The organism is Pseudomonas sp. GCEP-101 (assembly GCF_025133575.1).
Lineage (GTDB): Bacteria > Pseudomonadota > Gammaproteobacteria > Pseudomonadales > Pseudomonadaceae > Pseudomonas > Pseudomonas nitroreducens_B.
The window spans coordinates 2,080,558-2,105,463 of sequence record NZ_CP104011.1 but is presented as its reverse complement, the minus strand read 5'-3'; the positions used below and the strand labels follow the sequence as shown (position 1 = coordinate 2,105,463).

General features: G+C 67.4%; 25 protein-coding genes. 13 read left to right on the top strand and 12 right to left on the bottom strand.

Annotated features, from left to right (window positions below; translation table 11 throughout):
- Positions 1 to 145 precede the first annotated feature (145 nt).
- The 9 genes from flgN to N0B71_RS09460 all read right to left on the bottom strand — a co-directional run bounded on the left by flgN (position 146) and on the right by N0B71_RS09460 (position 7,971).
- Positions 146 to 586 (bottom strand): flagellar protein FlgN, encoded by a 441-nt coding sequence (gene flgN, locus N0B71_RS09500; RefSeq protein WP_259758532.1) that lies wholly within the window; start codon positions 584 to 586, stop codon positions 146 to 148.
- On the bottom strand, positions 583 to 867 hold the full coding sequence (flgM, locus tag N0B71_RS09495) for a flagellar biosynthesis anti-sigma factor FlgM (protein WP_259758531.1): 285 nt from the start codon (positions 865 to 867) through the stop codon (positions 583 to 585). The genes flgN and flgM overlap by 4 nt, the downstream gene beginning before the upstream one ends.
- A 177-nt stretch (positions 868 to 1,044) precedes the next feature.
- Entirely contained in the window at positions 1,045 to 1,467 is a 423-nt protein-coding gene (locus tag N0B71_RS09490; protein ID WP_259758529.1) for a flagellar FliJ family protein, read from the bottom strand.
- Complete coding sequence (fliI, locus tag N0B71_RS09485) at positions 1,467 to 2,798, bottom strand: flagellar protein export ATPase FliI (protein ID WP_259758527.1); 1,332 nt, start codon at positions 2,796 to 2,798, stop codon at positions 1,467 to 1,469. Before fliI ends, N0B71_RS09490 begins: the two co-directional genes overlap by 1 nt.
- Position 2,799: 1 nt before the next feature.
- Positions 2,800 to 3,498, bottom strand: coding sequence for a flagellar assembly protein FliH (gene fliH / locus N0B71_RS09480; RefSeq protein ID WP_259758525.1), 699 nt, complete (start codon positions 3,496 to 3,498; stop codon positions 2,800 to 2,802).
- Positions 3,499 to 3,504: 6 nt separating this feature from the next.
- Entirely contained in the window at positions 3,505 to 4,545 is a 1,041-nt protein-coding gene (locus N0B71_RS09475; protein WP_259758524.1) for a FliG C-terminal domain-containing protein, read from the bottom strand.
- Entirely contained in the window at positions 4,523 to 6,223 is a 1,701-nt protein-coding gene (fliF, locus tag N0B71_RS09470) for a flagellar basal-body MS-ring/collar protein FliF (RefSeq protein WP_259758523.1), read from the bottom strand. Before fliF ends, N0B71_RS09475 begins: the two co-directional genes overlap by 23 nt.
- 9 nt (positions 6,224 to 6,232) lie before the next feature.
- A complete protein-coding gene (locus N0B71_RS09465; protein WP_259758522.1) occupies positions 6,233 to 6,568 on the bottom strand; it encodes a flagellar hook-basal body complex protein FliE in 336 nt (111 codons plus the stop codon).
- A 23-nt stretch (positions 6,569 to 6,591) separates the two neighbouring features.
- Positions 6,592 to 7,971: a sigma-54-dependent transcriptional regulator gene (locus tag N0B71_RS09460; protein WP_259759516.1), complete on the bottom strand. Its 1,380-nt coding sequence runs from the start codon at positions 7,969 to 7,971 to the stop codon at positions 6,592 to 6,594.
- Between the two features lie 485 nt (positions 7,972 to 8,456).
- Here N0B71_RS09460 and N0B71_RS09455 point away from each other — a divergent pair, with 485 nt between their 5' ends.
- From N0B71_RS09455 to N0B71_RS09425, 7 genes are read left to right on the top strand one after another with little or no spacing between them, the layout of a single operon-like run.
- Entirely contained in the window at positions 8,457 to 9,296 is an 840-nt protein-coding gene (locus N0B71_RS09455; RefSeq protein ID WP_259758521.1) for a FliM/FliN family flagellar motor switch protein, read from the top strand.
- The gene (locus N0B71_RS09450; RefSeq protein ID WP_259758520.1) at positions 9,293 to 9,664 is read left to right on the top strand and encodes a FliM/FliN family flagellar motor switch protein; all 372 of its coding nucleotides are present in this window, start codon (positions 9,293 to 9,295) and stop codon (positions 9,662 to 9,664) included. The genes N0B71_RS09455 and N0B71_RS09450 overlap by 4 nt, the downstream gene beginning before the upstream one ends.
- Positions 9,664 to 10,413 carry a flagellar type III secretion system pore protein FliP gene (gene fliP, locus N0B71_RS09445; RefSeq protein ID WP_259758519.1) on the top strand — a complete coding sequence of 250 codons (750 nt, stop codon included), beginning with the start codon at positions 9,664 to 9,666 and terminating at the stop codon, positions 10,411 to 10,413. The genes N0B71_RS09450 and fliP overlap by 1 nt, the downstream gene beginning before the upstream one ends.
- Before the next feature lie 22 nt (positions 10,414 to 10,435).
- Positions 10,436 to 10,708 (top strand): flagellar biosynthetic protein FliQ, encoded by a 273-nt coding sequence (locus N0B71_RS09440; protein WP_045213351.1) that lies wholly within the window; start codon positions 10,436 to 10,438, stop codon positions 10,706 to 10,708.
- A 4-nt stretch (positions 10,709 to 10,712) separates the two neighbouring features.
- Entirely contained in the window at positions 10,713 to 11,513 is an 801-nt protein-coding gene (fliR, locus tag N0B71_RS09435; protein WP_259758517.1) for a flagellar biosynthetic protein FliR, read from the top strand.
- Positions 11,506 to 12,639, top strand: a complete 1,134-nt coding sequence (flhB, locus tag N0B71_RS09430; RefSeq protein WP_259758515.1) for a flagellar biosynthesis protein FlhB — start codon at positions 11,506 to 11,508, stop codon at positions 12,637 to 12,639. The genes fliR and flhB overlap by 8 nt, the downstream gene beginning before the upstream one ends.
- A 2-nt stretch (positions 12,640 to 12,641) precedes the next feature.
- Entirely contained in the window at positions 12,642 to 14,738 is a 2,097-nt protein-coding gene (locus N0B71_RS09425; RefSeq protein WP_259758513.1) for a flagellar biosynthesis protein FlhA, read from the top strand.
- A 212-nt stretch (positions 14,739 to 14,950) separates the two neighbouring features.
- On the opposite strand, the gene N0B71_RS09420 is transcribed toward N0B71_RS09425, so the two are convergent.
- Entirely contained in the window at positions 14,951 to 15,313 is a 363-nt protein-coding gene (locus N0B71_RS09420) for a PilZ domain-containing protein (protein ID WP_259758511.1), read from the bottom strand.
- Between the two features lie 353 nt (positions 15,314 to 15,666).
- Between N0B71_RS09420 and N0B71_RS09415 the strand changes: the two genes are divergently transcribed.
- The 6 genes from N0B71_RS09415 (at position 15,667) to N0B71_RS09390 (ending at position 22,851) form a co-directional block, all read left to right on the top strand.
- Positions 15,667 to 16,788: a PAS domain-containing protein gene (locus N0B71_RS09415; RefSeq protein ID WP_259758509.1), complete on the top strand. Its 1,122-nt coding sequence runs from the start codon at positions 15,667 to 15,669 to the stop codon at positions 16,786 to 16,788.
- Between the two features lie 10 nt (positions 16,789 to 16,798).
- Positions 16,799 to 18,241, top strand: coding sequence for a sigma-54 interaction domain-containing protein (locus N0B71_RS09410; RefSeq protein WP_259758508.1), 1,443 nt, complete (start codon positions 16,799 to 16,801; stop codon positions 18,239 to 18,241).
- A 360-nt stretch (positions 18,242 to 18,601) separates the two neighbouring features.
- A complete protein-coding gene (locus N0B71_RS09405; RefSeq protein ID WP_259758506.1) occupies positions 18,602 to 19,201 on the top strand; it encodes a dimethylamine monooxygenase subunit DmmA family protein in 600 nt (199 codons plus the stop codon).
- Positions 19,198 to 20,166 (top strand): PDR/VanB family oxidoreductase, encoded by a 969-nt coding sequence (locus N0B71_RS09400; RefSeq protein WP_259758504.1) that lies wholly within the window; start codon positions 19,198 to 19,200, stop codon positions 20,164 to 20,166. The genes N0B71_RS09405 and N0B71_RS09400 overlap by 4 nt, the downstream gene beginning before the upstream one ends.
- A 14-nt stretch (positions 20,167 to 20,180) precedes the next feature.
- Complete coding sequence (locus N0B71_RS09395) at positions 20,181 to 21,197, top strand: heme-dependent oxidative N-demethylase family protein (protein WP_259758502.1); 1,017 nt, start codon at positions 20,181 to 20,183, stop codon at positions 21,195 to 21,197.
- A gap of 124 nt (positions 21,198 to 21,321) precedes the next feature.
- Positions 21,322 to 22,851, top strand: coding sequence for an APC family permease (locus tag N0B71_RS09390; RefSeq protein WP_259758501.1), 1,530 nt, complete (start codon positions 21,322 to 21,324; stop codon positions 22,849 to 22,851).
- A 288-nt stretch (positions 22,852 to 23,139) separates the two neighbouring features.
- On the opposite strand, the gene N0B71_RS09385 is transcribed toward N0B71_RS09390, so the two are convergent.
- Positions 23,140 to 24,075: an AEC family transporter gene (locus N0B71_RS09385; protein WP_259758499.1), complete on the bottom strand. Its 936-nt coding sequence runs from the start codon at positions 24,073 to 24,075 to the stop codon at positions 23,140 to 23,142.
- 79 nt (positions 24,076 to 24,154) lie between these two features.
- A complete protein-coding gene (locus tag N0B71_RS09380) occupies positions 24,155 to 24,835 on the bottom strand; it encodes an SDR family NAD(P)-dependent oxidoreductase (protein WP_259758497.1) in 681 nt (226 codons plus the stop codon).
- Positions 24,836 to 24,906: the final 71 nt, after the last annotated feature.

The window sequence follows — 24,906 nt, the reverse complement described above, 5'->3', positions numbered from 1 at the left end:
GGGGATCTGGCGGGGTGTTTTTGCGGGTGACGGGAGAGTGGGTTGCCGTGCGGTTCGCGAGCAAGCTCGCTCCTACAAGTAATGCCGGCGCGCTCTTCGTAGGAGCGAGCTTGCTCGCGAACGATGTCCGGCCCAACGGCGCCCGTCAGTACAGCTGGCGCGAATACACCGGCTGCTGGCGCGGATCGCCCATGAGCTGGCTGAGGATGTCGTGGTGCATCGCCAGCAGCTTGCCGTTGCGCTCGTTGAGGCGCTTGCACTGGGCGGTGAGCTGGCCCAGTTGCTGCCACTCCTGCTGCAGTTCCTCGCGGCGCGGCGGCGTGTAGTTGGACAGCAGCGTGCGCATGCCGTCGGCGTCCATCGGCAGGTGGAAGGCGCGCAGCACACGGCTGCGGCGCTGGGCGCGGCCGGCGATGGCATCGAGCAGCGCCTGGATGTGCGGGTTCAGCGCCTCGATCTGCGCACTATCGCGCGCCAGCAGGTGGCGATACAGCTCCTGCAGGCGCTCGCGCAGCGCCAGGCAATCGCGGCCATCCTGCTGGATGTCCTGCTCGATCACCTGCAGCAGCCGCGCGCGCTGGGTCATGCGTCGCTGCCGCGGTGGTAGGAGAGGATGCTGGTGGCGAGCACGCTGGTGTCGTTCTGCAACTCGCCATTCATCAGCGCGCGGCGAATTTCCGCGACGCGGCTCTGGTCCACGTCGGGCATGGCGCGCAGGGTTTCCTGCATCTCGTCCAGGCGCAGCGAATCGTTGACCGGCGCGCTGGCGCTGGCCTCTGCCGCCGGGGCGGCGCGCTCGCTGCGCGCGGGCTTGGCGGACTCGCTGGTGGCCAGCGCGACGCTGGTCAGTTGCCGGGTGATTTCCATGGTGGGTATCCGAAATTCTTGGGCTTTGACTCAGAGGGCGACCGCCTCGCCGGAAAACTTAAATGCCAATGTCGCGCAAGAGCCGGCGGATAACCGCACGCGGTTATTCGCCCTGCGGAACACCTGCGTAGGGCGCATGACGCGGAACGCGTTATCCGCCACTTCCGCCGCCCACACTCAAGCCCGCGCCCGCCACCACGATTGCGCGGCGAGGCCATCCTGGATTTTCTGTTCCTGCTGGGCCAGCTGCAACTGCCATTGGCCGACCTTGGCCTCGATCACCTGGGCCAGCACCTTCTCGCTGCGCATGGCCGCCATCAGCTCGCCCTGGATGCGCGCCAGGGTCTGCTCGGCGACCTCCAGCTCGCGGCGCTGCAACTGCAGCATCTTGTGCAGGGTGGCCTTGTACTGTTGCTGGTTGTGCCGCTGCAGCGGCGTGCTGGTGGCCACGCTGAAACCGCACAGGCGGTCCAGCCCGGTGATGTTGTTGCGGTAGCGCTGGCAGAGGTTCTGCTGGTAGTTGACCCGGCCCAGCAGTTCGCGAACCTTGCCGCCGCGCACGTCGGCCAGGCGCCCGAGCATGTCGATCTGCGCCTTCATCAGCGGCCCCCGACGATGCTTTGCAGGGTGGCGACGCTGGCGCCCAGCTCGGCGCCATCCGCGGTTTCCTGGCGCAGGTAGCGCTCCAGCATGGGCGCCAGCTGTACCGCGCGGTCGGTCTTCACGTCCATGCCCGGCGTGTAGCCGCCCAGCGGGATCAGCTCCTTGATGCGCTCATAGGTGCCGCTGAATTCCTTGAACTGCCGCGCCGCGGCGAGGTGCGCAGGGTCCGCCACCTGGCTCATGCAGCGGCTGACCGAGGCGCCGATGTCGATGGCCGGGTAGTGCCCGACGTCCGCCAGCCGGCGCGACAGCACGATGTGCCCGTCGAGGATGGCGCGGGCGCAGTCGACGATCGGGTCCTGGTGATCGTCGCCCTCCGCCAGCACCGTGTAGATGGCGCTCAGGCTGCCTGTCTCGCCCTCGCCATTGCCGGCGCTCTCCACCAGCTCCGGGAGCATGCCGAACACCGACGGCGGGTAGCCCTTGGTGGCCGGCGGCTCGCCCAGAGCCAGGGCGATCTCGCGCTGGGCCATGGCGTAGCGGGTCAGCGAATCCACCAGCAGCAACACGTCCTTGCCCTGGTCGCGGAAGTAGGCGGCGATGCTGTGGCACAGCTCGGTGGCCTTCAGGCGCATCAGCGGCGATTCATTGGCCGGCGCCACCACCACCACGGCCTTCTGCAGGCCTTCCGGGCCGAGGGAATGCAGGATGAACTCCTGCACCTCGCGGCCGCGCTCGCCGATCAGCCCGACCACCACCACGTCGGCCTTGGTCTGCCGGGTGATCATCCCCAGCAGCACGCTCTTGCCCACGCCGCTGCCGGCGAACAGGCCGACGCGCTGGCCCTTGCCCAGGGTCAGCAGGCCGTTGATGGCGCGCACGCCGACATCCAGCGGCTCGGACACCGGGCGCCGGCGCAGCGGGTTCACCTGCGGCAGTTCGGTGGGCAGCGGGTGGCGGCCGGCGAGCTTGCCGAGGCCGTCCAGGGGTTCGCCGAGGCCGTTGACGACGCGCCCCAGCCAGGAATGATCGATGTTCAGCACGGCTTCGTCCGGCGCCGGGAAGACCCGCGAGCCGGAGGTCAGGCCGACGGGCTTCTTGAAGGGCATGAGGTAGGTGATGTCGCGGTTGAAGCCGACCACTTGCGCCTCCAGGCGCTCGCCGTCAGCGACTTCCACGTAGCAGCGCTGCCCGGTCATGCGCCGGCAGCCGAGGCTTTCCAGCAGCAGGCCGGAGACGCGCACCAGGCGACCGCTGACCCGCGCCAGCTGGACCGAATCCAGCGCGCGCAGGGCCTCTTCCAGCTTGAAGCCGTCGCCCAGGGCCATCTCAGTCGGCGTCCTGCAGGTGCGCGCTCAGGGCTTCCATGCAGCTGTCCAGGCGCTGCTGGCAGCCGATGTCGGCCTCCGCCTGGGCGGTGACCACACGGCACTCGCCCAGCGCCAGGCGCTCGTCCGGCACCAGGCGCCACTTGGCGGCGCGCTCCGGGTTCAGCTCGCGGATGCGCGCGCATTCTTCGGGGTTGAGCAGGATCTGCACCTCCACCGGCTCGTCCGGCATGGCGGCGAGGGCTTCCTCGGCCAGGGTCAGCAACTGCGTGGGGTTGAGCGTCAGCTCGACGCGGATGACCTGCTTCGCCACCTTCTGCACCAGCTCCAGCAACTGCTGCTGGCGGCTGCGCTGGAAGGCCTGGTGGTAGTCGGCAAAGGCCTCGACGGCGGCCGACAGCGGCGCGCTGGCCTCGTCGAACGCCTGGCGGCCGGCGGCGCGGCCTTCTTCGCGGCCCTTGCGCAGGCCATCCTGGCGGCCGGCGTCGAAGCCTTCGCGCAGGCCGGCTTCGCGGCCTTCGGCCACACCGTCCTGGTAGCCCTTCTCCAGGCCTTCCTGGAAGCCTTCGGAGATGGCGCGCTGGCGCGCCGCCGGGTCGCTGTCCCAGCCGTGGCTGTCGGCGCTGGCGGTGGCGCAGCGCGGCGGGAAGCGGTACGGGCGCCAGGCGCGGCTGTCGGCCTTGATGATTTTGATCGCCATGGGCGGTTACTCCACCGTCTGCTCGCGGAACAGCTGCACCTGCAGGTCGCCCTCGGCGGCCAGCTCGCGCACCACGCCCATGATGTCCTTGCGCACCTGCTCCACGCGGCTCAGCGGCACCGGGCCCTGGCGGCGGTTGATGGACTCCATCTGCTGCGCCTGGCGCTTGGGCATGGCGCCCTGGATGGCGCGCACCAGCTCGGGCTCGGCGCCCTTGAGGGCGACCACCCATTCGTCCAGCGGGATGACTTCCAGCAGGGTCTGCAGCACTTCCTGGTTCTGCCGGGAGAGGATGAAGAAGTCGTACATCTCGTCTTCGATCTTGCCCACCAGGTCGTCGTTGTGGGCGCGCAGCAGCTCGAACATCTGGTTACGGTCACCCTTGAAGCGGTTCATGATGTCCGCCGCCTGCTTCACCCCGCGCACCTGCGAGCCCTGCGTGGAGAGCACGCGCAGGCTGCGGTCGATCAGTTGCTCCAGCTCGGCGATCACGTCGCTGTTCACCTCGCTCAGGTTGGCGATGCGGAATAGCAGCTCGTCCTGGCGCTCGGCGGGCATCGCCTCGAGCACGTCGGTGGCCATGCCCGGCGGCAGGAAGGCGAGGAACACCGCCTGCATCTGCGCGTGTTCCTTGGCGATCAGCGCGGCGAACTGCTTGGGATCGATCCACTCCATGCGTGCCATCTTGGCGCGGATCTCCTCGCCGTAGATGCTGTCCAGCAGGTTGCGCGTGATGTCGCTGCCCAGTGCCTTGCCGAGCATGCCGGCGAGGTAGGAGCGCGAGGCGCCCTTGATGCTGGACTGCAGCTTGTAGTCTTCGAAGAAGCGCCCGATGACGTCGGAGACGGTGTTCTGCTTGACGTTGGACAACCGCGCCATCGCCTGGCTGATGCTGACGATCTCCTCGCGACTGAAGTTGCGCAGGATGCCGGCGGAGGCTTCGTCGCCCATGCTCAGCATGAGGATCGCCGCCTGTTCCAGGGAGCTCACGGCGCGCATCTGCGGGCCGCGCTTTTTCGTTTCTTCAGGCAGGCTCGTGTCGGTCATTGCGGCCAATCCAGTGCTTGATCACTTCCGAGACCCGTTCCGGGTCGTTCTTCGCCAGCATCTGCAGATGCTCGATCTGGTGCTCCAGCCCCGAGCCCGGCGCCGGCAGGCGGATTTCCGAGAGCGGGTTCAGCTCGCCGAGCACATTGAGCCCGCCGACGCTTTCACTGCCCAGCGCCAGGCGCCGCTCGGCGTCCACGGCCAGAGGGTATTCGGCCTTGCCCTCGGCCGGCTCGGCGGCCAGCGCCGGTTGCGCGCGCTGGGTCAGGCTGCGCACGGCCGGGCGCACGCCAAACAGCAGGAACAGCAGGGCGATCAGGCCGAGCACGGTGTAGCGCACCAGGGATTGCAGGGCGCTGCTCTCCCACCAGCTGGCGCTGGACTCCTCCACCGGCGTGGCAGCGAAGGGGAACACGCTGACGGTAATCAGGTCGCCGCGCGCCGCGTTGAAGCCCACGGCGCTCTTGACCATGGTTTCCAGGTCGGCGCGGGCCTTGTCGGTCCAGCCGCCTTCGGGCGCGGTGGAGGCGTTGATCACCACGGCGACGCTCTGCTGGCGGAGGGCGAAGGCCGGGTACTTGATGTGGGTGACGCGCTGGTCGAAGTCGTTCTGCCGGGTGGCTTCCTCGCGGGTCGAGGTCGCGGCCTTGTTGTCGGTGCTGGCGACCTTGCCATTGCCCGGCGGGTTGCCAGCGGGGTTGGTGCCCTGGGCATTCTGTCCCTGCTGCGGCGGCGCAGGCTCCGGCGGGCGGTTGCTCAGCGAGCCGGGCACGCCGAGGGCGAGCTGGTCCAGCGTGCTCTCGTTGCGCAGGACTTCGCTGCGCAGGCGCGGCGCTTCGCCGTAGGCCTGCTGGGTTTCTTCCTTCTGGCTGAAGTCGATGTCGGCGGACACGCTGATGCGGTAGTTGCCCAGGCCGAGCACCGGCGCCAGGACTTCCTCGACATTGCCCACGGCCTTGCGCTGGTACTCATCCACCGCCTGCCAGTTCTGCGAGGGGCCGCCGACGCCGCTGATGCCACGCGACAGCAGCACGCCGTTCTGATCCACCACGCTGACGTCGTCGGGCTTGAGCTGCGGCACGCTGCCGGCCACCAGGTTGACGATGGCGCCGACCTGCTCGGGGCTCAGGCGCTGGCCGGGCGCCAGTTGCAGCAGCACCGAGGCCTTGGCCGGATCGCGCCGGCCGACGACGAAGGAATTGCTGTCCTCGCGGGCGATGTGCACGCGCGCCTGCTCGATGCCCTTCAGGCCCATGATGGTGCGGGCCAGCTCGCCTTCCAGGCTGCGCTTCAGGCGCACGTCCTGGAGGAAGTGGCTGGTGCCCAGCGGCTCGTCCTTGTCGAACAGCTCATAGCCGGCCGGCACGGACACCTTCACGCCCTTGGCCGCCAGCAGCATGCGGGCGCGCGCGAGGTCTTCCTCGCGCACCAGCACCTGGCCGCTCTGCGGGTGCAGGCGATAATCGAGGGCCTCGGCGTCCAGCACCTGCATGACGTCGGCGGCCGGGTACGCCTCGCCGGCGCCGTACAGCGGGCGATAGGCACCCTGGTCGCGCCACAGGTAGAAGACCACGGCCGCCGCCAGCAGGGCGGCGCCCAGCGCGATGCCGAGCAGCCCCAGGCGCGGGTCGAGCTTGAGTTTGTCGAGCGGCAGGCGCCCTTTGAGATTCTGCAGCACTGTCAGTCCTTACAGCGGCATGCGGATGATTTCGTCGAAGGCGCCGGTGAGCTTGTTGCGCACCTGCAGCAGCGCGGAGAACGACACGCTGGCCTTCTGGCTCTGGATCATGGCGCCGACCAGGTCTTCGCTCTGGCCGCTGTCCACGGCGGCCATGGCGTCGCTGGCCTTGTGCTGCTCGGCGTCCACCGAGCGCAGTGCCTGCTCGAAGCTGGCGCCGATGCCTGGAGCCTGCGCATTGGCCGAGAGCGGCGCGGCGGGGCGCACGGCCGGGCCGCTGGCCAGGTCGGCGTAGCGGTTCATCCGGTCCAGCATGTCCTGCTGCACCTGCATGATCGAACTCATGGAAGTCTCCCCCGGAAACGAAATCAGAACTGCACCTGCACGCCCTGCTCGCGCATCGCGTTGAGCCGGTAGCGCAGTGCGCGGGTGGTCATGCCCAGGCTCTGAGCGGCCTTGGTCTTGTGCCCGCCGAAGCGGCGGATGGTGTCGATGACATGCTGGTACTCGGCGAGCTTGCCGCTGGCGCGCAACGCGGCGCGGCCGCCTTCGGCCGCCAGCGGGATCACCGCGGCGACGGTGGCCAGCGGCACGTCCGGCGCGGCCAGGCCGAGGTCGCGGGGCTGGATGAACAGGCCGTTGCGCAGCACCAGCGCGCGTTGCAGGGTGTTCTCCAGCTCGCGCACGTTGCCGGGCCAGTCATGCTGCAACAGCGCGCGGCTGGCGGCTTCGGTGAGCAGGTCGTGCTCGGCGTCCTGCGGGGCGTACTGGCGGATGAAGCGGCGCGCCAGCGGCAGGACGTCTTCCTTGCGCTCGCGCAGCGGCGAGATATGCAGCGGCAGCACGTCGAGGCGGAACATCAGGTCGGCGCGGAAGCGCCCTTCGCCGACTTCGGCCTGCAGGTCGCGGTTGGTGGCGGCGATGATGCGCACGTCCAGTTCGATCTCGCGGCGCCCGCCCAGGCGCTCCACGCGCTGCTCCTGCAGCACGCGCAGCAGCTTGGCCTGCAGCGCCAGCGGCAGCTCGCCGATCTCGTCGAGCAGCAGGGTGCCGCCGTTGGCCAGCTCGAACTTGCCCGGCTGGGCCGTCACCGCGCCGGTGAAGGCGCCGCGTTCGTGGCCGAAGAGGATGGATTCGAGCATCGCCTCGGGAATCGCCGCGCAGTTCACCGCGATGAAGGGTGCGTCGGGGCTGGCGATGCCGTGGATGTAGCGGGCCAGCAGTTCCTTGCCGGTGCCGGTTTCGCCGGTGATCAGGATCGGCGCGCGGGTCTGCGCCACGCGTTGCGCCATGGCCAGCAGGCGGCGGCCAGCCTGGGAGCGCGAAACGAACAGCTCCTGGGCGGCGCTGGAGGCTTCCTGGCGGCGCAGCAGCGCGGACAGCTGGCCGGCACCGAAGGGCGAGAGGAGGTAATCGACGCAGCCGAGGTCGAGCAGGGTGGCGGCCTTGTCCTGCTCGTCATACCCGACGATGGGCACCACGTCGCGCTCGCGGCCGTCGCTGAGCAGCGCGCCGACCTGGGCATACAGGTCAGGGGCGGGAAAGGCGCCGGCCAGGATGAACAGCAAGGCCGCGTCGCTGCGCGCGCGGGCCAGTTCGGCGAAGCCGGAGAAGCGCTCGACGCGGCAGCCTTCGGCCAGCAGCGTTTGCAACAGCAGGGCGTGAGCGGCGTCCGAGGACGGCCCGATGATCGCAACTTTTTTCTGCGCAGGCCGCTCTTCGAGCAGCGTTTCACATAATTGGTCGATCGACTGGCTTAAACTGTTCACCGCAACTTTCCATTCGCTAGTGCGTCAGAAAAACCTTCCAGCGTTCCACGCCAGCATCCGCCGAAACATTCTTCCGGCGCGGCGGAACTTCTTGTTGAAAGGGTTCTCTTACGGGGGGCATTGCCACAACTTCGTCATATTCGAAGCGGTCGCAACCTGTAACTAACTCGCCCACCCTAACAAGTGCCAGCACTTCGCCATAGCTTCCCGCCGATTAATTTAAATCAATAGACAAAAAGTTCCGTCAAAAACAGCATTTGATATCTATTGATTTAATCGGGCGACCTCAAATCGCTATCATTGCGCCATGTCAGTCGCCCTGACGCCCCGCCCTTGAGGCCCGGCCACGGGCTCTGCGACATACAGAGCATGCCGCGAGCAACGATCAGCCGACCCCGGCGGTCATGACACCTCCCGTGTCCTTGGGCAGATGGCAGATCGAACCTGGAAGTACGACGCTGAGCATGACTGGTAAATCAAAAGTCCATCATGGCGTGCCCGCCGACAGTCTGATTCGACTGAAACCGCAGAAACTCGGCCGGCATTATCACAAGATTCCGCAGTACATCAAAGAGATCTCCGGAAAGTATCCGAGGATTATCAGCGACTATTTCCTGCGACATTATCGAATCAATCTCGAACTGGATAACCTGATCATTCACGAGGAACTTCCCCGTGAACTGGAGTGCCTGTTCGATTCGCCCCTGGGCAAGTTCGGTTTCGCCATGGACCGCGCCCTGCTCACCGAAGTCATCGAGTGCTATTACGGCGGCACTGTGGTCGCCAACCGCGACACCCCGCCGATCAGCAGCTCCGAGCAGCGCATGCTCGACCGCCTCGGCCTGGACGTGGTGGACCTGTTCGGCCGCGCGCTGCTGATGGGCGAATCCGTGGGCCGGCTGCAGCAGATCGACCCCACCTACGAAGAAGTGCAGTGGGAGTACATCGCCGAATTCAGCTACGTCAGCCACCTGACCGGCGAGCGCTCCTCGCTCTACCTCTACCTCGACAACCCGCTGGCGGACGAGCTGACCCGACGCCTCGCCGGGCCGCCGCCGCCGCGCCTGACCGGCAACCCGGTGGAGCACATCAAGCACCTGCCGCTGCGCCTGGACTGCGTGGTGGCCGCCGCGCGCATGCCACTGTCGCAGGTGCTGGCCCTGGAGCCGGGCGACGTGCTGACCATCCGCCCGCTGGAGCGCGTCGAGGTGCGGGTGAACCAGCAGAAGCTGTTCCGCGGCGCCATCTTCGAAGACGACGGCACCCTCTTCCTCTCCTCCCTGGAAAGCGTGAAAAACCCATGACCGGTTCTCTCTCCGACTCCGAGTTCGAGTCGCTGATCAACGACGGCGACCTGGGCCTCACCCAGGACGTCACCGACATCCCCGCCGAGCCCGTGCGCGCGTCGCTGCCGCAGCAGGACCTGAGCTTCTTCGGCAAGATCCCGGTGAACGTCACCCTGGAAGTCGCCTCGGTGGAAATCTCGCTCAAGGAGCTGATGGACGTGGATGCCAACAGCGTGATCATCCTCGACAAGCTCGCCGGCGAGCCGCTGGACGTGAAGGTCAACGGCGCGCTGTTCGCCAAGGCCGAGGTGGTGGTGATGAACGGCAACTACGGCCTGCGCGTGCTCGAACTGTGCGGCGCCAGCCTCGACGCCCTGACCGCGTGATGCTGCGCCGCGCCCTGGCCGCGATCGGCCTGCTCCTGCTGCTCTGCCCGCTCCCTGTGCAGGCGGCCGGCGGCGAGGTCACGCTGTTCAACCTGCACGACACGGCGGACGGCCAGGCCTTCAGCGTCAAGCTGCAGATCCTCATCGTCATGACCTTGCTGGGCTTCCTCCCGGCGATGCTCATGCTGATGACCTGCTTCACCCGCTTCGTCATCGTGCTGGCCATCCTGCGCCAGGCCATCGGCCTGCAGCAGAGCCCGCCGAACAACGTGCTGGTGGGCATCGCCCTGGTGATGACGCTGCTGGTGATGCGGCCGGTCTGGCAGGACATCTACAGCCACGCCTACCAACCCTTCGAGGCCGACCAGATCAGCCTGGAGGACGGCATGGGCCGCGCCAAGCAGACCCTGAGCCGCTTCATGCTGGCGCAGACCAACCGCACCTCGTTGGAGACCATGGTCTCCCTGGCCGGCGAGACCGTGCCGGAGAACCTGAACGACCTGGACTTCTCCCTGCTGCTGCCCTCGTTCGTGCTCAGCGAGCTGAAGACGGCGTTCCAACTGGGCTTCATGATCTTCATCCCGTTCCTGGTGATCGACCTGGTGGTCGCCAGCGTGCTGATGGCGATGGGCATGATGATGCTCTCGCCGATGATGATCTCGCTGCCGTTCAAGCTGATGATCTTCGTGCTGGTGGATGGCTGGGCCCTGATGATGGGCACGCTGACCAGCAGCGTGCAGCCGTTCTAGCGGCCCTGACGGAAACCACGCCATGCTCACGCCCGAAAGCGCCGTCGATATCGTCTCCAACGCCGTGCACATCACCGCGCTGATCGTCTGCGTGCTGATCGTGCCGAGCCTGATCGGCGGCCTGCTGGTGAGCATTTTCCAGGCGGCCACGCAGATCAACGAGCAGATGCTCAGCTTCCTGCCGCGCCTGCTGATCACCTTAGGCATGCTGGTATTCGCCGGGCACTGGATCCTGCGTACCCTCTCGGAGCTGTTCATCGAATCGTTCCACCAGGCGGGCCGACTGGTCGGCTGATGCCATGCAGCACGGCGCATCCTTCCTGCAGGTCTTCGACACCCTGCACACGCTGCAGGCCTGGTGGTGGCCGTTCTGCCGGATCATGGCGGTGTTCGCCCTGGCGCCGATCTTCAGCCACAAGGCGATCCCCCTGCGCCTGCGCATCCTCCTGGGCCTCGCCCTGACCGTCGCCCTGGGCGCCGCGCTGCCGCGCCCGCCGGCCATCGATCCGTTCTCCGCCCAGGGCCTGCTGGTGGCGCTGGAGCAGATCGCCTTCGGCCTGATGCTGGGTCTTGCGCTGATGCTGGTGTTCACCGTGTTCACCCTGGTGGGCGACGTGATCTCCACCCAACTGGGCCTGAGCATGGCGGTGTACAACGACCCCATGAACGGCGTGTCGTCGTCCTCGATCCTCTACCAGCTGTATTTCATCCTGCTGGTGTTCCTGTTCCTCTCCATCGACGGCCACCTGCTGGTGGTGAGCATCCTCTACCAGAGCTTCGTCTACTGGCCGGTGGGCAGCGGCCTGCATTACCTGGGCCTGGAGTCGGTGGCGGGCAGCCTGGCGTGGGTGTTCGCCGCCGCGGTGCTGATCACCCTGCCGGTGGTGTTCTGCATGACCCTGGTGCAGTTCTGCTTCGGCCTGCTCAACCGCATCTCGCCGGCGCTCAACCTGTTCTCCCTGGGCTTCCCCATGGCGGTGCTGGCCGGGCTCGGGTGCATCTGGCTGACCCTGCCGGACATCCCCGAGAATTACCTCAAGCTCACCCGCCAGCTGCTCGACGCCATCGGCGTGATCTTCCGCGAGGGGCGCCATGGCTGAGCAGCACAGCGCCCAGGAAAAAACCGAAGAGGCCTCCCAGCAGAAGCTGAAAAAGAGCCGCGAGGATGGCCAGGTCAGCCGCTCCAAGGACCTGTCCACCACGCTGTCGCTGCTGGCCACGCTGATCGCCCTGAAGTTCTGCGTCGAGCACTTCTACGATGGCCTCAGACAGGGCTTCGCGCTGTCCTTCATCGATCTGCGGCACAGCGAGATCGGCCTGGACGACCTGCCGCTGGTGCTCGGCCATCACCTGGCGCTGCTGATCACCACGCTGCTGCCGTTGCTGGTCACGCCGCTGCTGGTGGTGCTGTTCTCGATGATCCCCGGCGGCTGGATCTTCTCCCGCAAGAACTTCATGCCCCGGCTGTCCAAGCTCAACCCCATCACCGGCCTTGGGCGCATCTTCTCGCTGCAGAACTGGACGGAGCTGGCCAAGTCGCTGCTGAAGATCGCCGTGCTGATCCTGGTGGCCCTCTACCAGCTGCACGCCGCCCTGCCCGGCCTGCTGGCGCTGCAGCGCAGCAACGTGCACGGCGCCATCGCCGCCGCCTTCGGCACCTTCTACGACATCACCCTGTCGCTGCTGGTGGTGTTCATCCTGTTCTCGGTGATCGACATCCCGATCCAGTACTTCTTCTTCAAGAAGAAGCTGCGCATGACCAAGCAGGAGCGCAAGGAAGAACACAAGAACCAGGAAGGCCGCCCGGAAGTGAAGGCGCGCATCCGCCAGTTGCAGCGCCAGCTGGTGCACCGGCAGATCAGCAAGTCGATCAAGAGCGCCGACGTGGTGATCGTCAACCCGGTGCATTTCGCCGTCGCGCTGCGCTACGACCCGAAGAAGGCCCAGGCGCCCTACGTGGTCGCCAAGGGCCTGGACGAGACCGCGCTGTACATCCGCAAGCTGGCCAAGACCCACGCGCTGGAAGTGCTGGAGCTGCCGCCGCTGGCCCGCGCCATCTACGCCACCACCCAGGTGAACCAGCAGATCCCGGCGCAGCTGTACAAGGCCGTGGCCCACGTCCTCACCTACATCCTCCAGCTCAAGGCCTGGCGCTCCGGGCGCCGCGAGCGGCCCGAGCTGATCAGGAACGTCCCCATTCCCGATGAACTGCTGAACAGAGTCTGACCATGCGCCTACTGCAGTCACTATTGCCGACCCTCCAGAGCGGCCGCATCGGCATCCCGCTGATCATCCTGTCGATCCTCTCGATGATCATCCTGCCGCTGCCGCCGCTGGTGCTGGACGCCCTGTTCACCTTCAACATCGTGGTGGCGATCCTGGTGCTGCTGGTCAGCGTGTCGTCGAAGAGCCCGCTGGACTTTTCCCTGCTGCCCACGGTGATCCTGGTCACCACGCTGCTGCGCCTGACCCTGAACGTCGCCTCGACCCGCGTGGTGCTGCTCGACGGCCACACCGGCACGGGCGCGGCGGGCAAGGTGATCGAAGCCTTCGGCCACGTGGTGATCGGCGGCAACTTCATCGTCGGCCTGATCGTCTTCGTGATCCTGATGATCATCAACTTCATGGTCATCACCAAGGGCGGCGAGCGCATCTCCGAAGTGACCGCGCGCTTCACCCTGGACGCGCTGCCCGGCAAGCAGATGGCCATCGACGCCGACCTCAACGCCGGCCTGATCGACCAGAACGAAGCCAAGCGCCGCCGCTCGGAAGTGGCCAAAGAGGCCGACTTCTACGGCGCGATGGACGGCGCCTCGAAGTTCGTCCGCGGCGACGCCATCGCCGGCATCCTGATCCTGCTGATCAACCTGTTCGGCGGCCTGGCCATCGGCGTGTTCGTCTACGACCTGCCCGCCGGCGCGGCCTTCCAGCGCTACGCCCTGCTGACCATCGGCGACGGCCTGGTGGCGCAGATCCCGGCGCTGCTGCTGTCCACCGCGGCGGCGATCATCGTCACGCGGGTCAACGAGTCGGCGGAAATCACCAGCCTGGTGCGCAAGCAGATGCTCGCCTCGCCGTCGCTGCTCTACACCGTCGCCGGCATCCTCGTGGTGCTCGGCCTGGTGCCGGGCATGCCGCACGTGGCGTTCTTCGCCTTCGCCGCGCTGGTCGCCTTCATCGCCTGGCGCCTGTCGCTGGCCGGCCCGCCGATGGAGGCGCAGACGCTGGAGCAGACCCAGGCGCTGACGCACGCGATGGATCAGGAGCGCGCACAGCAACTGGGCTGGGAAGACATCCCGCTGGTGGAGCGGCTGTCGATCTCGCTGGGCTACAAGCTGGTCAGCCTGGTCAACGAGGCCAGCGGGGCGCCGCTGCCGCAGCGGATTCGCGGGGTGCGCCAGACGCTCTCGGAGAACCTCGGCTTCCTCCTGCCGGAAGTGCAGATCCGCGACAGCCTGCGCCTGAAGGCCTCGCAGTACGCCATCCACATCAATGGCGAGCGCATCGACGGCGCGGAGATCCACGCCGACCGGCTGATGGCGATTCCCTCGCCGGAGCTGTACGGCGAGATCGACGGCATCCTCGGCGTCGACCCGGCGTACCGCATGCAGGTGGTGTGGATCCTGCCGGCGGACAAGTCCCGCGCGCTGAACCTGGGCTACCAGGTGATCGACTGCGCCAGCGTGGTCGCCACGCACCTGAACAAGGTAGTGCGCGAGCACCTGCCGGACATCTTCAAGCACGACGACGTCGAGCACCTGATGCAGCGCCTGACGCTGCAGGCGCCCAAGCTGGCCGAGTCGCTGAAGGCGCAGCTGACCTATTCGCAGCAGCACCGGGTGTTCCGCCAGTTGCTGCAGGAGGAAGTGCCGCTCAAGGACATCGTCACCATCGCCAGCGCCCTGCTCGAAGGCAGCGAGACCACCAAGGACCCGGTGCTGCTGGCTTCCGACGTGCGCTATGCGCTGCGCCGCAGCATCGTTTCCTCGATTGCCGGCGACCGCCCGGAGCTGGCCGTGTTCGTGCTGGAGAATGCCCTGGAAAACACCCTGCTCGGCGCCCTGAGCATCGCCCAGCAGGCCGGCCCGGTGAGCCTGGACAACATCCCGGTAGAGCCCAGCCTGCTCAACCAGCTGCAGCACAGCATGCCGGTGGTGAAGGAAAAGCTACGCAAGGAAGGCCACCCGCCGATCCTCACCGTGATGCCGCAACTGCGGCCGCTGCTCGCCCGTTATGCACGGGTATTCAGCCCGGGGCTGCACGTGCTGTCGCAGAACGAGATTCCCGAGCGGGTGGGGGTGCAGATCATGGGGACACTGGGGTAATGGGGCAGGCCGAGCGGGTGCTTTTCGGAACCATTCGCACGGGGCTTTTCCCTCACCCTAACCCTCTCCCAGAGGGAGAGGGGACTGTCTTGTGCAGACGGATATTCTCGTGCTCGCCGGCTAACATCGATACAACGACAGAACACCGAACGGCCCCCTCTCCCTCTGGGAGAGGGCTGGGGTGAGGGCCAGCCTGAGCGCCGAGCTACCCCTCACGACAACCGCGCCCGCCCCAACAGGCTGCGGTTGAAACTCACCGACATCGACGTCACCAGCTCGGTGAACGCGGCGCTCGGCCGGTCCAGCTTGAAACCCTGCTCGAAGCGCGCGTTCTTGGCGTCCTTCTTCGACCACTGGCAAATCGCGGTGATGTCCACCGAGCGGGTGTGGTCCTCGCGCACCGGGATCTCCAGGCGCATGTCGTAGCAGCTGCCCGGCGCCAGCGGCCCGTCCGTCACCAGCCGCAGCCCACCCATCGAAACGTCCAGGACCACCCCCATGGGGTCGCCGCTCAGGCGGTTGGTCACGTTGATCTGGCCAATGTGGCGGAAGGTCAAACGACGGTGCTTGCGCATGGCGGCCTCTTGTAGGGAGCGGGCTCTGGGTTCAGGGAACGAAACGCGCGCGCATCCTAGCAGCGCCAGCACCTCAAACGAACTCAAAAGCTATCAACTGGCCAGTATCGAGCGTAAATCGCCCCCGCCTTCCATCGCCCGGCACGCCGTTGCAGCGCTGCAGCGGATACTCTGCACGCTGCGCTGCAGGTTTGCCCCATGTGCTGCGTTTTTGCCCACACCCCTTCGCCCCACCCCGCGGCGTACGGGCATTCCAGGCTGGCATGCAACCTGCCTTGTTCCTCCGGCGGGCCATTCGATGGCCGCATCGCCCTGTTGGGAAATTGCATTGGAGATCTACGTTGGAGGGACAAATGGACCCGCTGAAACTGCTGCTGGACAGGGGCTTGCTGCTGTCCGACAGCCTGACGTCCCAGGGACGCTTCATCGAAGTCTCGGCCGAGCAGACCGATCAGCTCGGCTATCCGCCCGGTTCGCTGGACGGCCAGGGCGCCGAACTGATCTACACCGCCGACTCGCTGAACGCGCTGATGCAGCTGTTCGCCAGCCCGCCGGCGGACGAGCGCGTGCAGGACCTGGAACTGACCCTGATCCGCCATAACGGCGGCCTGCTGCCGGTGCTCGCCAGCGGCGTGCTGCAATGGCGCGACGGCGAGCCGGCGCGCCTGCACCTGGTGAAGATGCCGCTGGGGCCGATCAGCCGGCGCCTGGGCGAGCTGCAGAGCGCCAACGAGGTGATGAGCCAGATGCTTTTCAGCGCGCGGGTGGCCTACTGGTGCATCGAGTTCGCCGAGTCGGTGGACGTGCGCGAGACGCCCGACGAGATCGTCCGCCAGGTGTTCGAGAACCGCTCCTACTGGCGCCTGTGCAACCGCGCCATGGCCAACATCTACGAGATGCCGGCCGACGTCGACTTCAGCGAACAGCCGGTGCGCCTGTACTGGCCACGCAGCCCGGCCAACGAAGAGTTCGTGCGGCGCCTGATCGAGGCGGACTTCCACGTCGACGGCGCGCTGTCGGTGGACCGCCGCCACGACGGCTCGCCGGCCTACGTGGAGAACGACGTGCGCGCCAGCATCCACAACGGCCGCCTGCTGCGCATGTGGGGCAGCCTGCGCGACGTCAGCCAGGAACTGCGCATGCAGCACGACGCCGAGCAGCGCATCGAGGCGCTGCGCCGGGTGTTCGACGCGGTGCCCGACGCCGTGCTGGTGATCGACGAGCAGGCCCAGCCGCAATGGCGCAACGCCGCCTTCGAACACACCTTCGGCATCACCCGCGCCGCGGGCCTGGCCTCGACGCTGAACCGCATGCCGCTGCCCGAGCGCACCTGGCAGGTGCTCGACCTGCCGGACCAGTTCGGCAACTACCAGTCCTTCAACAGCCACTGCTCGCGCATCCTTATCCGCGAGGGCGAGGCCTGGCGCGTCTTCGTGCTGCGCTTGGCGAACAAGGCGACGGAGCTTCATCCATGAGCAAAGAAGCATGAGCGAAGAAGGCTTCTTCGCGCCGCTGCGCATGGGCATGCGCTCGTCGGTCAGCGCCTCGGCCGAGATGCTATCCGCACTGCTGGAAACCCCGGCGCTGCACGCCCTGCTGGACAGTTTCAGCGAGGCGCTGGTCGTCTGCGACGGCGACTCGCGGGTGCGCTTCATCAACCTCGCGGCGGAACGCGTCAACCGCGTCACCCGCATCGATGTGCTGGGCCTGCCGGACGTGGACTTCTTCCAGCGCTCGGCGTTGCAGTTCGACGACTTCCAGCAGGCCCTGCGGCGCGGCGGCAAGAGCGCGCTGACCCGCTCGCGGGACGGCCGGGTGTTCCTCACCCGCGCCCAGGCGGTGCCCACCACCGCCTACGAGAAGCCGTACACCCTGCTGGTCCAGCGCGAATACGAGCCGGGCACCGCCGGCAGCCTGCGCAGCCCTTCGGGGCGCGCCTCGACCACCGACCTGTCGGGCCTGGGCGACCCGCAGGACAACGCCCTGCACATGTCGCCGCTGCTCTCCTCCATCGCCGACATGGGCGTACGCGCCTTCCGCCGCCGCGCGCGCCTGCTGCTGCTCGGCGAGCCCGGCGTGGGCAAGACCGCCATCGCCCGGCACATCCACCGCGCCGCCGGCTGGGGCGACCGGCCCTTCATCGACGTGAACTGCGCGAGCATCCCCGACACCCTCTTCGAATCGGAGATGTTCGGCTACGAACGCGGCGCCTTCACCGGCGCGTTGCAGTCGGGCAAGCGCGGCTATATCGAGAGCGCCTCCGGCGGCACGCTGTTCCTCGACGAGATCGGCGAAATCCCGCTGCAGGTGCAGGCCAAGCTGCTCAAGTTCCTGGAGGACGGCACCATCCAGCCGGTGGGTTCGCCGTTGTCCAAGCAGGTCCAGGTGCAGGTGATCGCCGCCACCAACAAGGACCTGCGCGCCCAGGTGGCGGCCGGCGAATTCCGCGCCGACCTCTACTACCGCCTGGCCGTGCTGCCGGTGGAAATCCCGCCGCTGCGCGCCCACCGCGACGATCTGCCGGTGCTGATGGACATCCTCCTGGCGCGCATCAACCGCGACCGCCAGCCGCCCCTGCGGCTGGCCTCGGGCTGCCGCGAACGCCTGCTGGGCTACGACTACCCGGGCAACATCCGCGAGCTGGTGAACATCTTCGAGCGCCTCGCCGTGCTGGCCGACGACGTGGCCGAAGAACTGCACCTGCCGCCGGAACTGCTCGGCGCGCCGCCGGCCGGCAGTCCTGTCGCCGCCGTCACCGCCGAGCCGGCCGCGGCCATCGACGACCAGCCGCTCAAGGCCCAGGTGCAGCGCTACGAGCGCCAGGTGATCCTGCGCGCGGTGCGCCTGTGCGGCAGCAAGCGCAAGGCGGCGATCCACCTGGGCATCGACGTCGGCACCTTGATCCGCAAGTTGCAGCGGGACGAGTGAGCGCTCTGCTCACGCCGGACTTTCCCGTATTTGTAGGAGCGAGCTTGCTCGCGAACAAACCCCGCGCGGAAGCTGTTCGCGAGCAAGCTCGCTCCTACGAAAAGCCGGGCGGGCTGCATCCGCGAAACCGACCGGAAACGCCCCTGCGACAATCCACCGCTGCAAGGCTGCCTACAGGCGTTGTCATTTCTGCTTACACCTTCATCCCCGCATTTTGTTTTTATCCTTTTATTTCAATTACTTAACGATTTGGCACAGCCTGTGCTCCGTGACTCCCCGACCCGTGACCGTGCACGGGTCCTCGAATCGCGCCGCCGCTTCTGACGTCAGAGCCGCGGCAGTTCTGGAGGCACAAGAACAATGCTCATCACAGGTATCAAGAGCCGGCCGGTCTACGACCAGTTGCGCCCGCTCGCCGGTGGCACCCACCACATCATCGCCGGGCAGGGCAGCGGCGGCGCCGCCATGCTCCGCCTGCTCGCCGAGATGCCGCGCACCGCGCCCATCCGCGTGCTGTATTCCACCGAATCCTTCTCCGGCCAGGATCACCTCGCCGCGCTGCGCGACATCACCGACGTCGAGCTGGCCATCTACCCGAGCAACCGTGCGCTGGTCGATGACCTGCACGCCCTGCTGGGCCAGTCGCGCATGGGCACCCGCCTGTACCTGGCCGGCTCGGAAAGCTTCATCGGCACCGCCATGCAGGCCGCCGACGCGATCAACCTGAACAAGGACGAAGTGCTGCGCGAGCACGCCGGCTCCTTCGTGCGCCGCGTCTGGTGCGTGCACTGCGACGGCTACACCGAGAACGTCACCCAGCGCGTCTTCGACTGCCCGCACTGCGCCCGCACCCTGGTGGTCCGCGACCACTACTCCCGCCGCCTCGCCGCCTTCCAGGCGGTGAAGGCCGACGCCGAAGTGCCCGGCGAACTGCCCGAAGCCGAGGAGCTCGACACATGAGCCAGTCCAACGGAACCCTGAAGGTCCGCGTCACCCGCATCGAGCAGATGACCCCCGAGATCAAGCGCTTCACCCTGGCCTCCACCGACGGCGCACACCTGACGCCCTTCTCCGGCGGCAGCAACGTCGTGGTGCTGATGCCCCACGCCACCGGCACCTACCGCAACGCCTACTCGCTGATGAGCTCGCCCTACGACGCCAGCGCCTACCAGATCGCCGTGCGTCGCGTGGAAGAGGGCCGTGGCGGTTCGAAGCACATGCACGACGTGGTGAAGGAAGGCGACGAGCTGGAAATCCTCCGCCCGGTGAATCTGTTCCCCCTGAGCAAGCACGCCCGCCTGCACCTGTTCATCGCCGGCGGCGTGGGCATCACCCCGGTGTGCTCGCAACTGGCCGAGCTGCGCCTGCGCGGTACGCCCTTCGAAGTGCACCTGGCGGTGCGCGGCGATGCCCATGCGCGCCTGGGTGAAGAATTGCTGCAGGAGTACGGCGACGCCGTGCGCCTGTACCGGGACGACCGCGGCGAGCGGCTGGATATTTCCGCCGTGCTGGCGGACCGCCCGCTGGGCAGCGACGTCTACGTCTGCGGCCCCGAGGGCATGATCCAGGCGACGATCGACGCCGCCCACGCCCACGGCTGGACCGACAGCCACATCCACTACGAGCGCTTCCTCGAACAGGGCAGCGTCGGCGAGGCGTTCCAGGTCACCCTGGCGCGCAGCGGCGCGACCCTCACGGTGTCGCCCGACCAGAGCCTGCTGGAAGCCGCCGAGGCCGCCGGCCACGAGATCCCGTACCTGTGCCGCGGCGGCGCCTGCGGCATGTGCGAGACCCACGTGCTGGAGCTGGACGGAGAAATCCTCCACACCGACGACTGGCTGTCCGACGAGGACAAGGCCGCCAACACCAAGATCATGCCCTGCGTGTCGCGTGCCAAGTGCTCGCGGCTGGTCATCGACTGCTGAGCCGGAGAACGACCATGACCATCCAATTCCGCCCCGACGAAACCTACCGCGACGACTACACCTACGCCAACAGCCCGGAGTGCATCGCCCGCGCGCCCTGGCCCTTCCCGGACGACGAGTACATGTACTCGATGAACCTGGAGCCGCACGTCAGCGTGGGCGACGGCGCCTTCCGCGCGGTGTTCGACATCGACGAGCACTACATCAGCGAGTGCCGCGACCGTGCGATCACCCTGGAGAAGGACCCGGGCATGCACTACGTCTCCGCGCCGCACATGATGGAGGCGCAGTGGGACCTGCTCGAACTGATCATGGAGTCCTACGCCAAGGATTACCCCGAGTACTTCTCCCTGGAGAAGGACGGTACCCGCTGGCACTGGACCAACAAGCTGCTGGACATCGACGACACCTTCACCTTCGGTGATCCGTCGACCCTGCCCTTTGAACCGATGGAGTACGTCACCCGCCAGGCCCAGGGCGACTGGGTCCTGCAGGAGGAGCGCGACGGCACCCTGTACTGGGGTGCGGGCATCGCCACCCAGCGCGCCGACTACTCGCTGCGCTTCAACCTGGGCATGGCCTGGCACGAGTTCCACGGCCCGGTGCCGCTGGTGAAGGAAACCGGCATGCTCGACCGCGCGCTGAAGTTCCTCCTGCGCCTGCGCAACGGCCACCCGGTGCGCCGCCTGAACTGGTCGCTGACGGTCAACCCGCGCCTGGACGTGTCCGCCGAGTCCCTGCCCGAGTGGGCGCCGGACCGCACCACGGTGACCGCCGAGGACGCCGGTCAAAAGGTCTACTTGCGCATCGAGCTGCAACCGCTGCACCGTCTGCCGCGCAGCAACGCCATCGTGTTCCCGATCCGCACCTACCTGCTGAGCCTGGAAGACATTGCCACCAACCCGGCCTGGGCCAAGCGCATGCACCGCGTGCTCAAGTCCCTCAACCAGGAGCTGGTCGACTACAAGGGCTTCACCCGCTACCACCAGCAAGCGGTGCAGTGGCTCTCGCAGTTCGACGACGGCCAGTAACGCTCCCCAACGAGCGAAGCCGCGCACTACCTACAACTACAAACCCGAAAAGGGAACCGGCGGGCGTCGTGAGGCCCGCCGGCCGATTGCCTTCTGCCCATCAACCCCCCGAGAGGAAACAACGATGAGTGGGTCCCCTGCCAAGCGTGCCGCTGGCGTAACCGATTCCGATGCCGAGCAGCTCGCCGCGCTCGGCTACAGCTCCAACTTCGAACGCAGCATGAGCCTGTGGGAGAACTTCTCCCTGGGCTTCACCTACCTGTCGCCGGTGGTCGGCGTCTACACCCTGTTCGGCCTGTGCCTCGCCGCGGGCGGTCCGCCGATGTTCTGGACCTACCTGCTGATCGGCCTGGGCCAGATGCTGGTGTGCCTGGTGTTCTGCGAAGTGGTCTCGCAATTCCCCATCTCCGGCGGCGTCTATCCCTGGGCGCGCCGCCTGGTGGGCAAGCGCTGGGCGTGGATGGTCGGCTGGGTGTACGCCTGGGCGCTGTGCACCTCCATCGCCGGCATCGCCGTGGGCGCCAGCCCCTACATGGCCGCCATGCTCGGCTTCGAGATGCACGGCAACGCCGCCATCGGCATCGCCCTGGCGCTGATCGCCCTGTCCACCGTGCTCAACCTGTCCGGCACCAAGCTGCTGGCCCGCGTCGCCATGTTCGGCTTCATCTGTGAGCTGGGCGGTGCGCTGCTGGTGGGCGGCTACCTGCTGATCTTCGAGCGTCATCAGCCCTTCAGCGTGCTGTTCAACACCTTCGACATCCGCATCGACGGCAGCTACTGGCCGGCCTTCCTCGCCGCGTCGCTGGCGGGGCTGTTCCAGTACTACGGCTTCGAGGCCTGCGGCGACGTCGCCGAGGAAACCCCGAACCCCGGCAAGATGATCCCCAAGACCATGCGCATGACCATCTACATCGGCGGCGCCGCCGCGATGTTCGCGTGCCTGGCGCTGATCCTCTCGGTGCCGGACATCCAGCGCGTGATCAATGGCGAAGACACCGACCCGGTGACCACCATCCTCGCCAACGCCTTCGGCCCGGTGGGCTCCAAGCTGGTGATGGCGGTGGTGATGGTGTCGTTCGTGTCCTGCGTACTGAGCCTGCAGGCCGCCGCCAGCCGCCTGCTGTTCGCCTACGCCCGCGACGAGATGATCGTCGGCAGCAAGGCCCTGTCGAAACTGAACGCCAACCATGTGCCGGCCATCGCGCTGGTGGTGGCGGGCGTGATGCCGGCGGCCATCGTCTGCCTGGGCCTGTTCATGGGCGACGCCGTGGCCACCATCGTCGGCTTCGCCGCGATCGGCATCTACGTGTCGTTCCAGCTGATCGTCATCGCCTCGCTGATCGCCCGCGCCAGGGGTTGGGTGCCCGGCGGGCAGTTCACCCTGGGCAAGTGGGGCGTGCCGGTGAACGTCGCGGCGCTGGTCTACGGCGTGGCGGCGATCACCAACATGGTCTGGCCGCGCACCCCGGATGCGCCCTGGTACATGAACTACTCGATGATCCTCACCACCGTCGTGGTGCTCGGCGCGGGCCTGGTCTACATGCTGCTGGCCAAGCCCTACGACAAGGGCACCGCACCGGCGGGCGACGCCCACCGGATCTCCGGCCGCCAACTACCCGCGCGCGCTCCGGGCGCGCTGACCGAACCGGCTTGATCGCAACGTTGACGCAATTCGGGCCATACGCCTGAGGGGCTGCGTCTGGTCCGTCATTATCTTCCCCCGTGACGGACCCCTGCGTTTGCGCAACGGACCACCATCCCCGCGATGGCTGGTCCGTTTTTTTATGCCTGCACGGAGGCTTTTCTGTAGGAGCGAGCTTGCTCGCGAAAGGACTCCCCGGCGACTCCGGAGCTGGGCGGTTCGCGAGCAAGCTCGCTCCTACAGAGAGATTCTTGCGCTTGAGGCGAGCCCAGGCGCGGATTTTCCCGAGAAAAGACGACCCTACCGAGCAATCCACAGCAGGCACAGGGACAGGGTCACCAGCGACCCCAGCGTCGACACCAGGATGCTCCGCGACACCACCGCCGCCTCGCGCTGGTAGTACTCGGCGAGCATGAACGGCCCGGTGCCGGTGGGCAGCGCGCTGAGCAGCAGCGCCGAGTCCGCCCACAGCGGCGGCAGGTCGAACACCTGGTAGGCGAGCAAGCCGGTGAGCAGCGGCTGGCCAACCAGCTTGATCGCCACCAGCGGCCAGGCGCCCACCTGCGCGTGCTGCGGCTCCTGCTTCTGCGCCAGGAACAGGCCCAGCGACACCAGCGCGCACGGCGTGGTGGCGGCGGCCAGCATGTCGAGGAAGTGCAGCAGCGGCGTCGGCAGGCCGGCGCCGGTCGTTGCCCACAGGCCACCGATGATCGGCGACACCACCAGCGGGTTCTTGCCCAGCGCCTTGAGCACCACGGCCACGGCGCGGCCCACGTGCTTCTCCTGCTGCAGGCCGACCTCGATGCACACCACGGCGATGGCGAACAGCACGCAGACCACCAGCAGCGAGGCGATCAGCGCCGGCTCCAGGCCGTCCTGGCCGAACACCAGCAGGCACAGCGGGATGCCCATGTAGCCGGTGTTGGCATAGGACGCGCTGAGGCCGTCGATGCTCGCCGCCGGCAAGGCGCGGCCCTGCGCCAGCCGCCAGACGAGGGTGGCGAAGAACACCAGCAGGCACCCGCCGGTGAAGGCGGCGAGGAAGCCCGGCTGCCAGATTTCCGCCCAGGTCGCGGTGGCGGTGACCTTGAACAGCAGCGCCGGCAGGCACAGCCAGACCACCAGCTTGTTGATCTCCGAGGCCGCCTGCGGGCCGAGGCGATTAGTGCGCCGACACAGCCAGCCGACCAGGATCAGCGCGAAGATCGGCAGGACGACGGTCAGGACGTGGGACATGGCGGGGCAACCGGACAGCAAGACAGCTGGCGAGGATAGGGGCCGAGGCCGCCGTCGTCCAATAGACCTGGGTGTGAGTTCAGACCCGCCCGGTGACCGGGATGCAGGCCCCGGTGATCGCCGCCGCGCTGTCCGAGGCGAGGAACAGCAGCGTGGCCGCCAGTTGCTCCGGTTTCACCCAGCGGTCGAATTCCGCGCCGGGCATGTCCGCGCGGTTCTGCGGGGTGTCGATGATGCTGGGCAGCAGCGCATTGACGGTGATGCGCGCGTCCTTGAGTTCTTCCGCCAGCGCCTCGGTCAGGCGCATGACGCCGGCCTTGGACGCCGCGTAGGCGCCCATGCCGAACGCCGCGCGGGTGGCTGCGGCGGCGGCGATGTTGAGGATGCGCCCGCGCCCACGGGCCTTCAGGTGCGCCAGCGCGGCCTGGCTGGAAACCACGGCGGTGCGCAGGTTGATGCGGTACATCAGGTCCCAGGTGTCGATGTCGCCGTCGCCGAGGGTTTCCCAGTGGAAGCCGCCGGCGACGTTGATCAGCGCATCCAGCCCGCCGTAATGCGCGTTGACCTGCTCCAGCGCCGCGCGGGCGGCGGCCGGGTCGGTGAGGTCGATGCCGCCCAGGCACAGCGCGCCAGCCTGTGGATAACGCGGGCCGACGGCGCGGTCGAGCAGGGCGACCCGCCAGCCGGCCTCGGCGAATGCCTGGCCGACCACGCTGCCCAGATGGCCGAAACCGCCGGTGATGGCGACGATTCTGTTCATGCTGCTACCTCGTGACGGTGGGAGAGGCGTCCTTATAGGGGTAGCAGGGGTTGCGCGAAAGGTCGCGCACG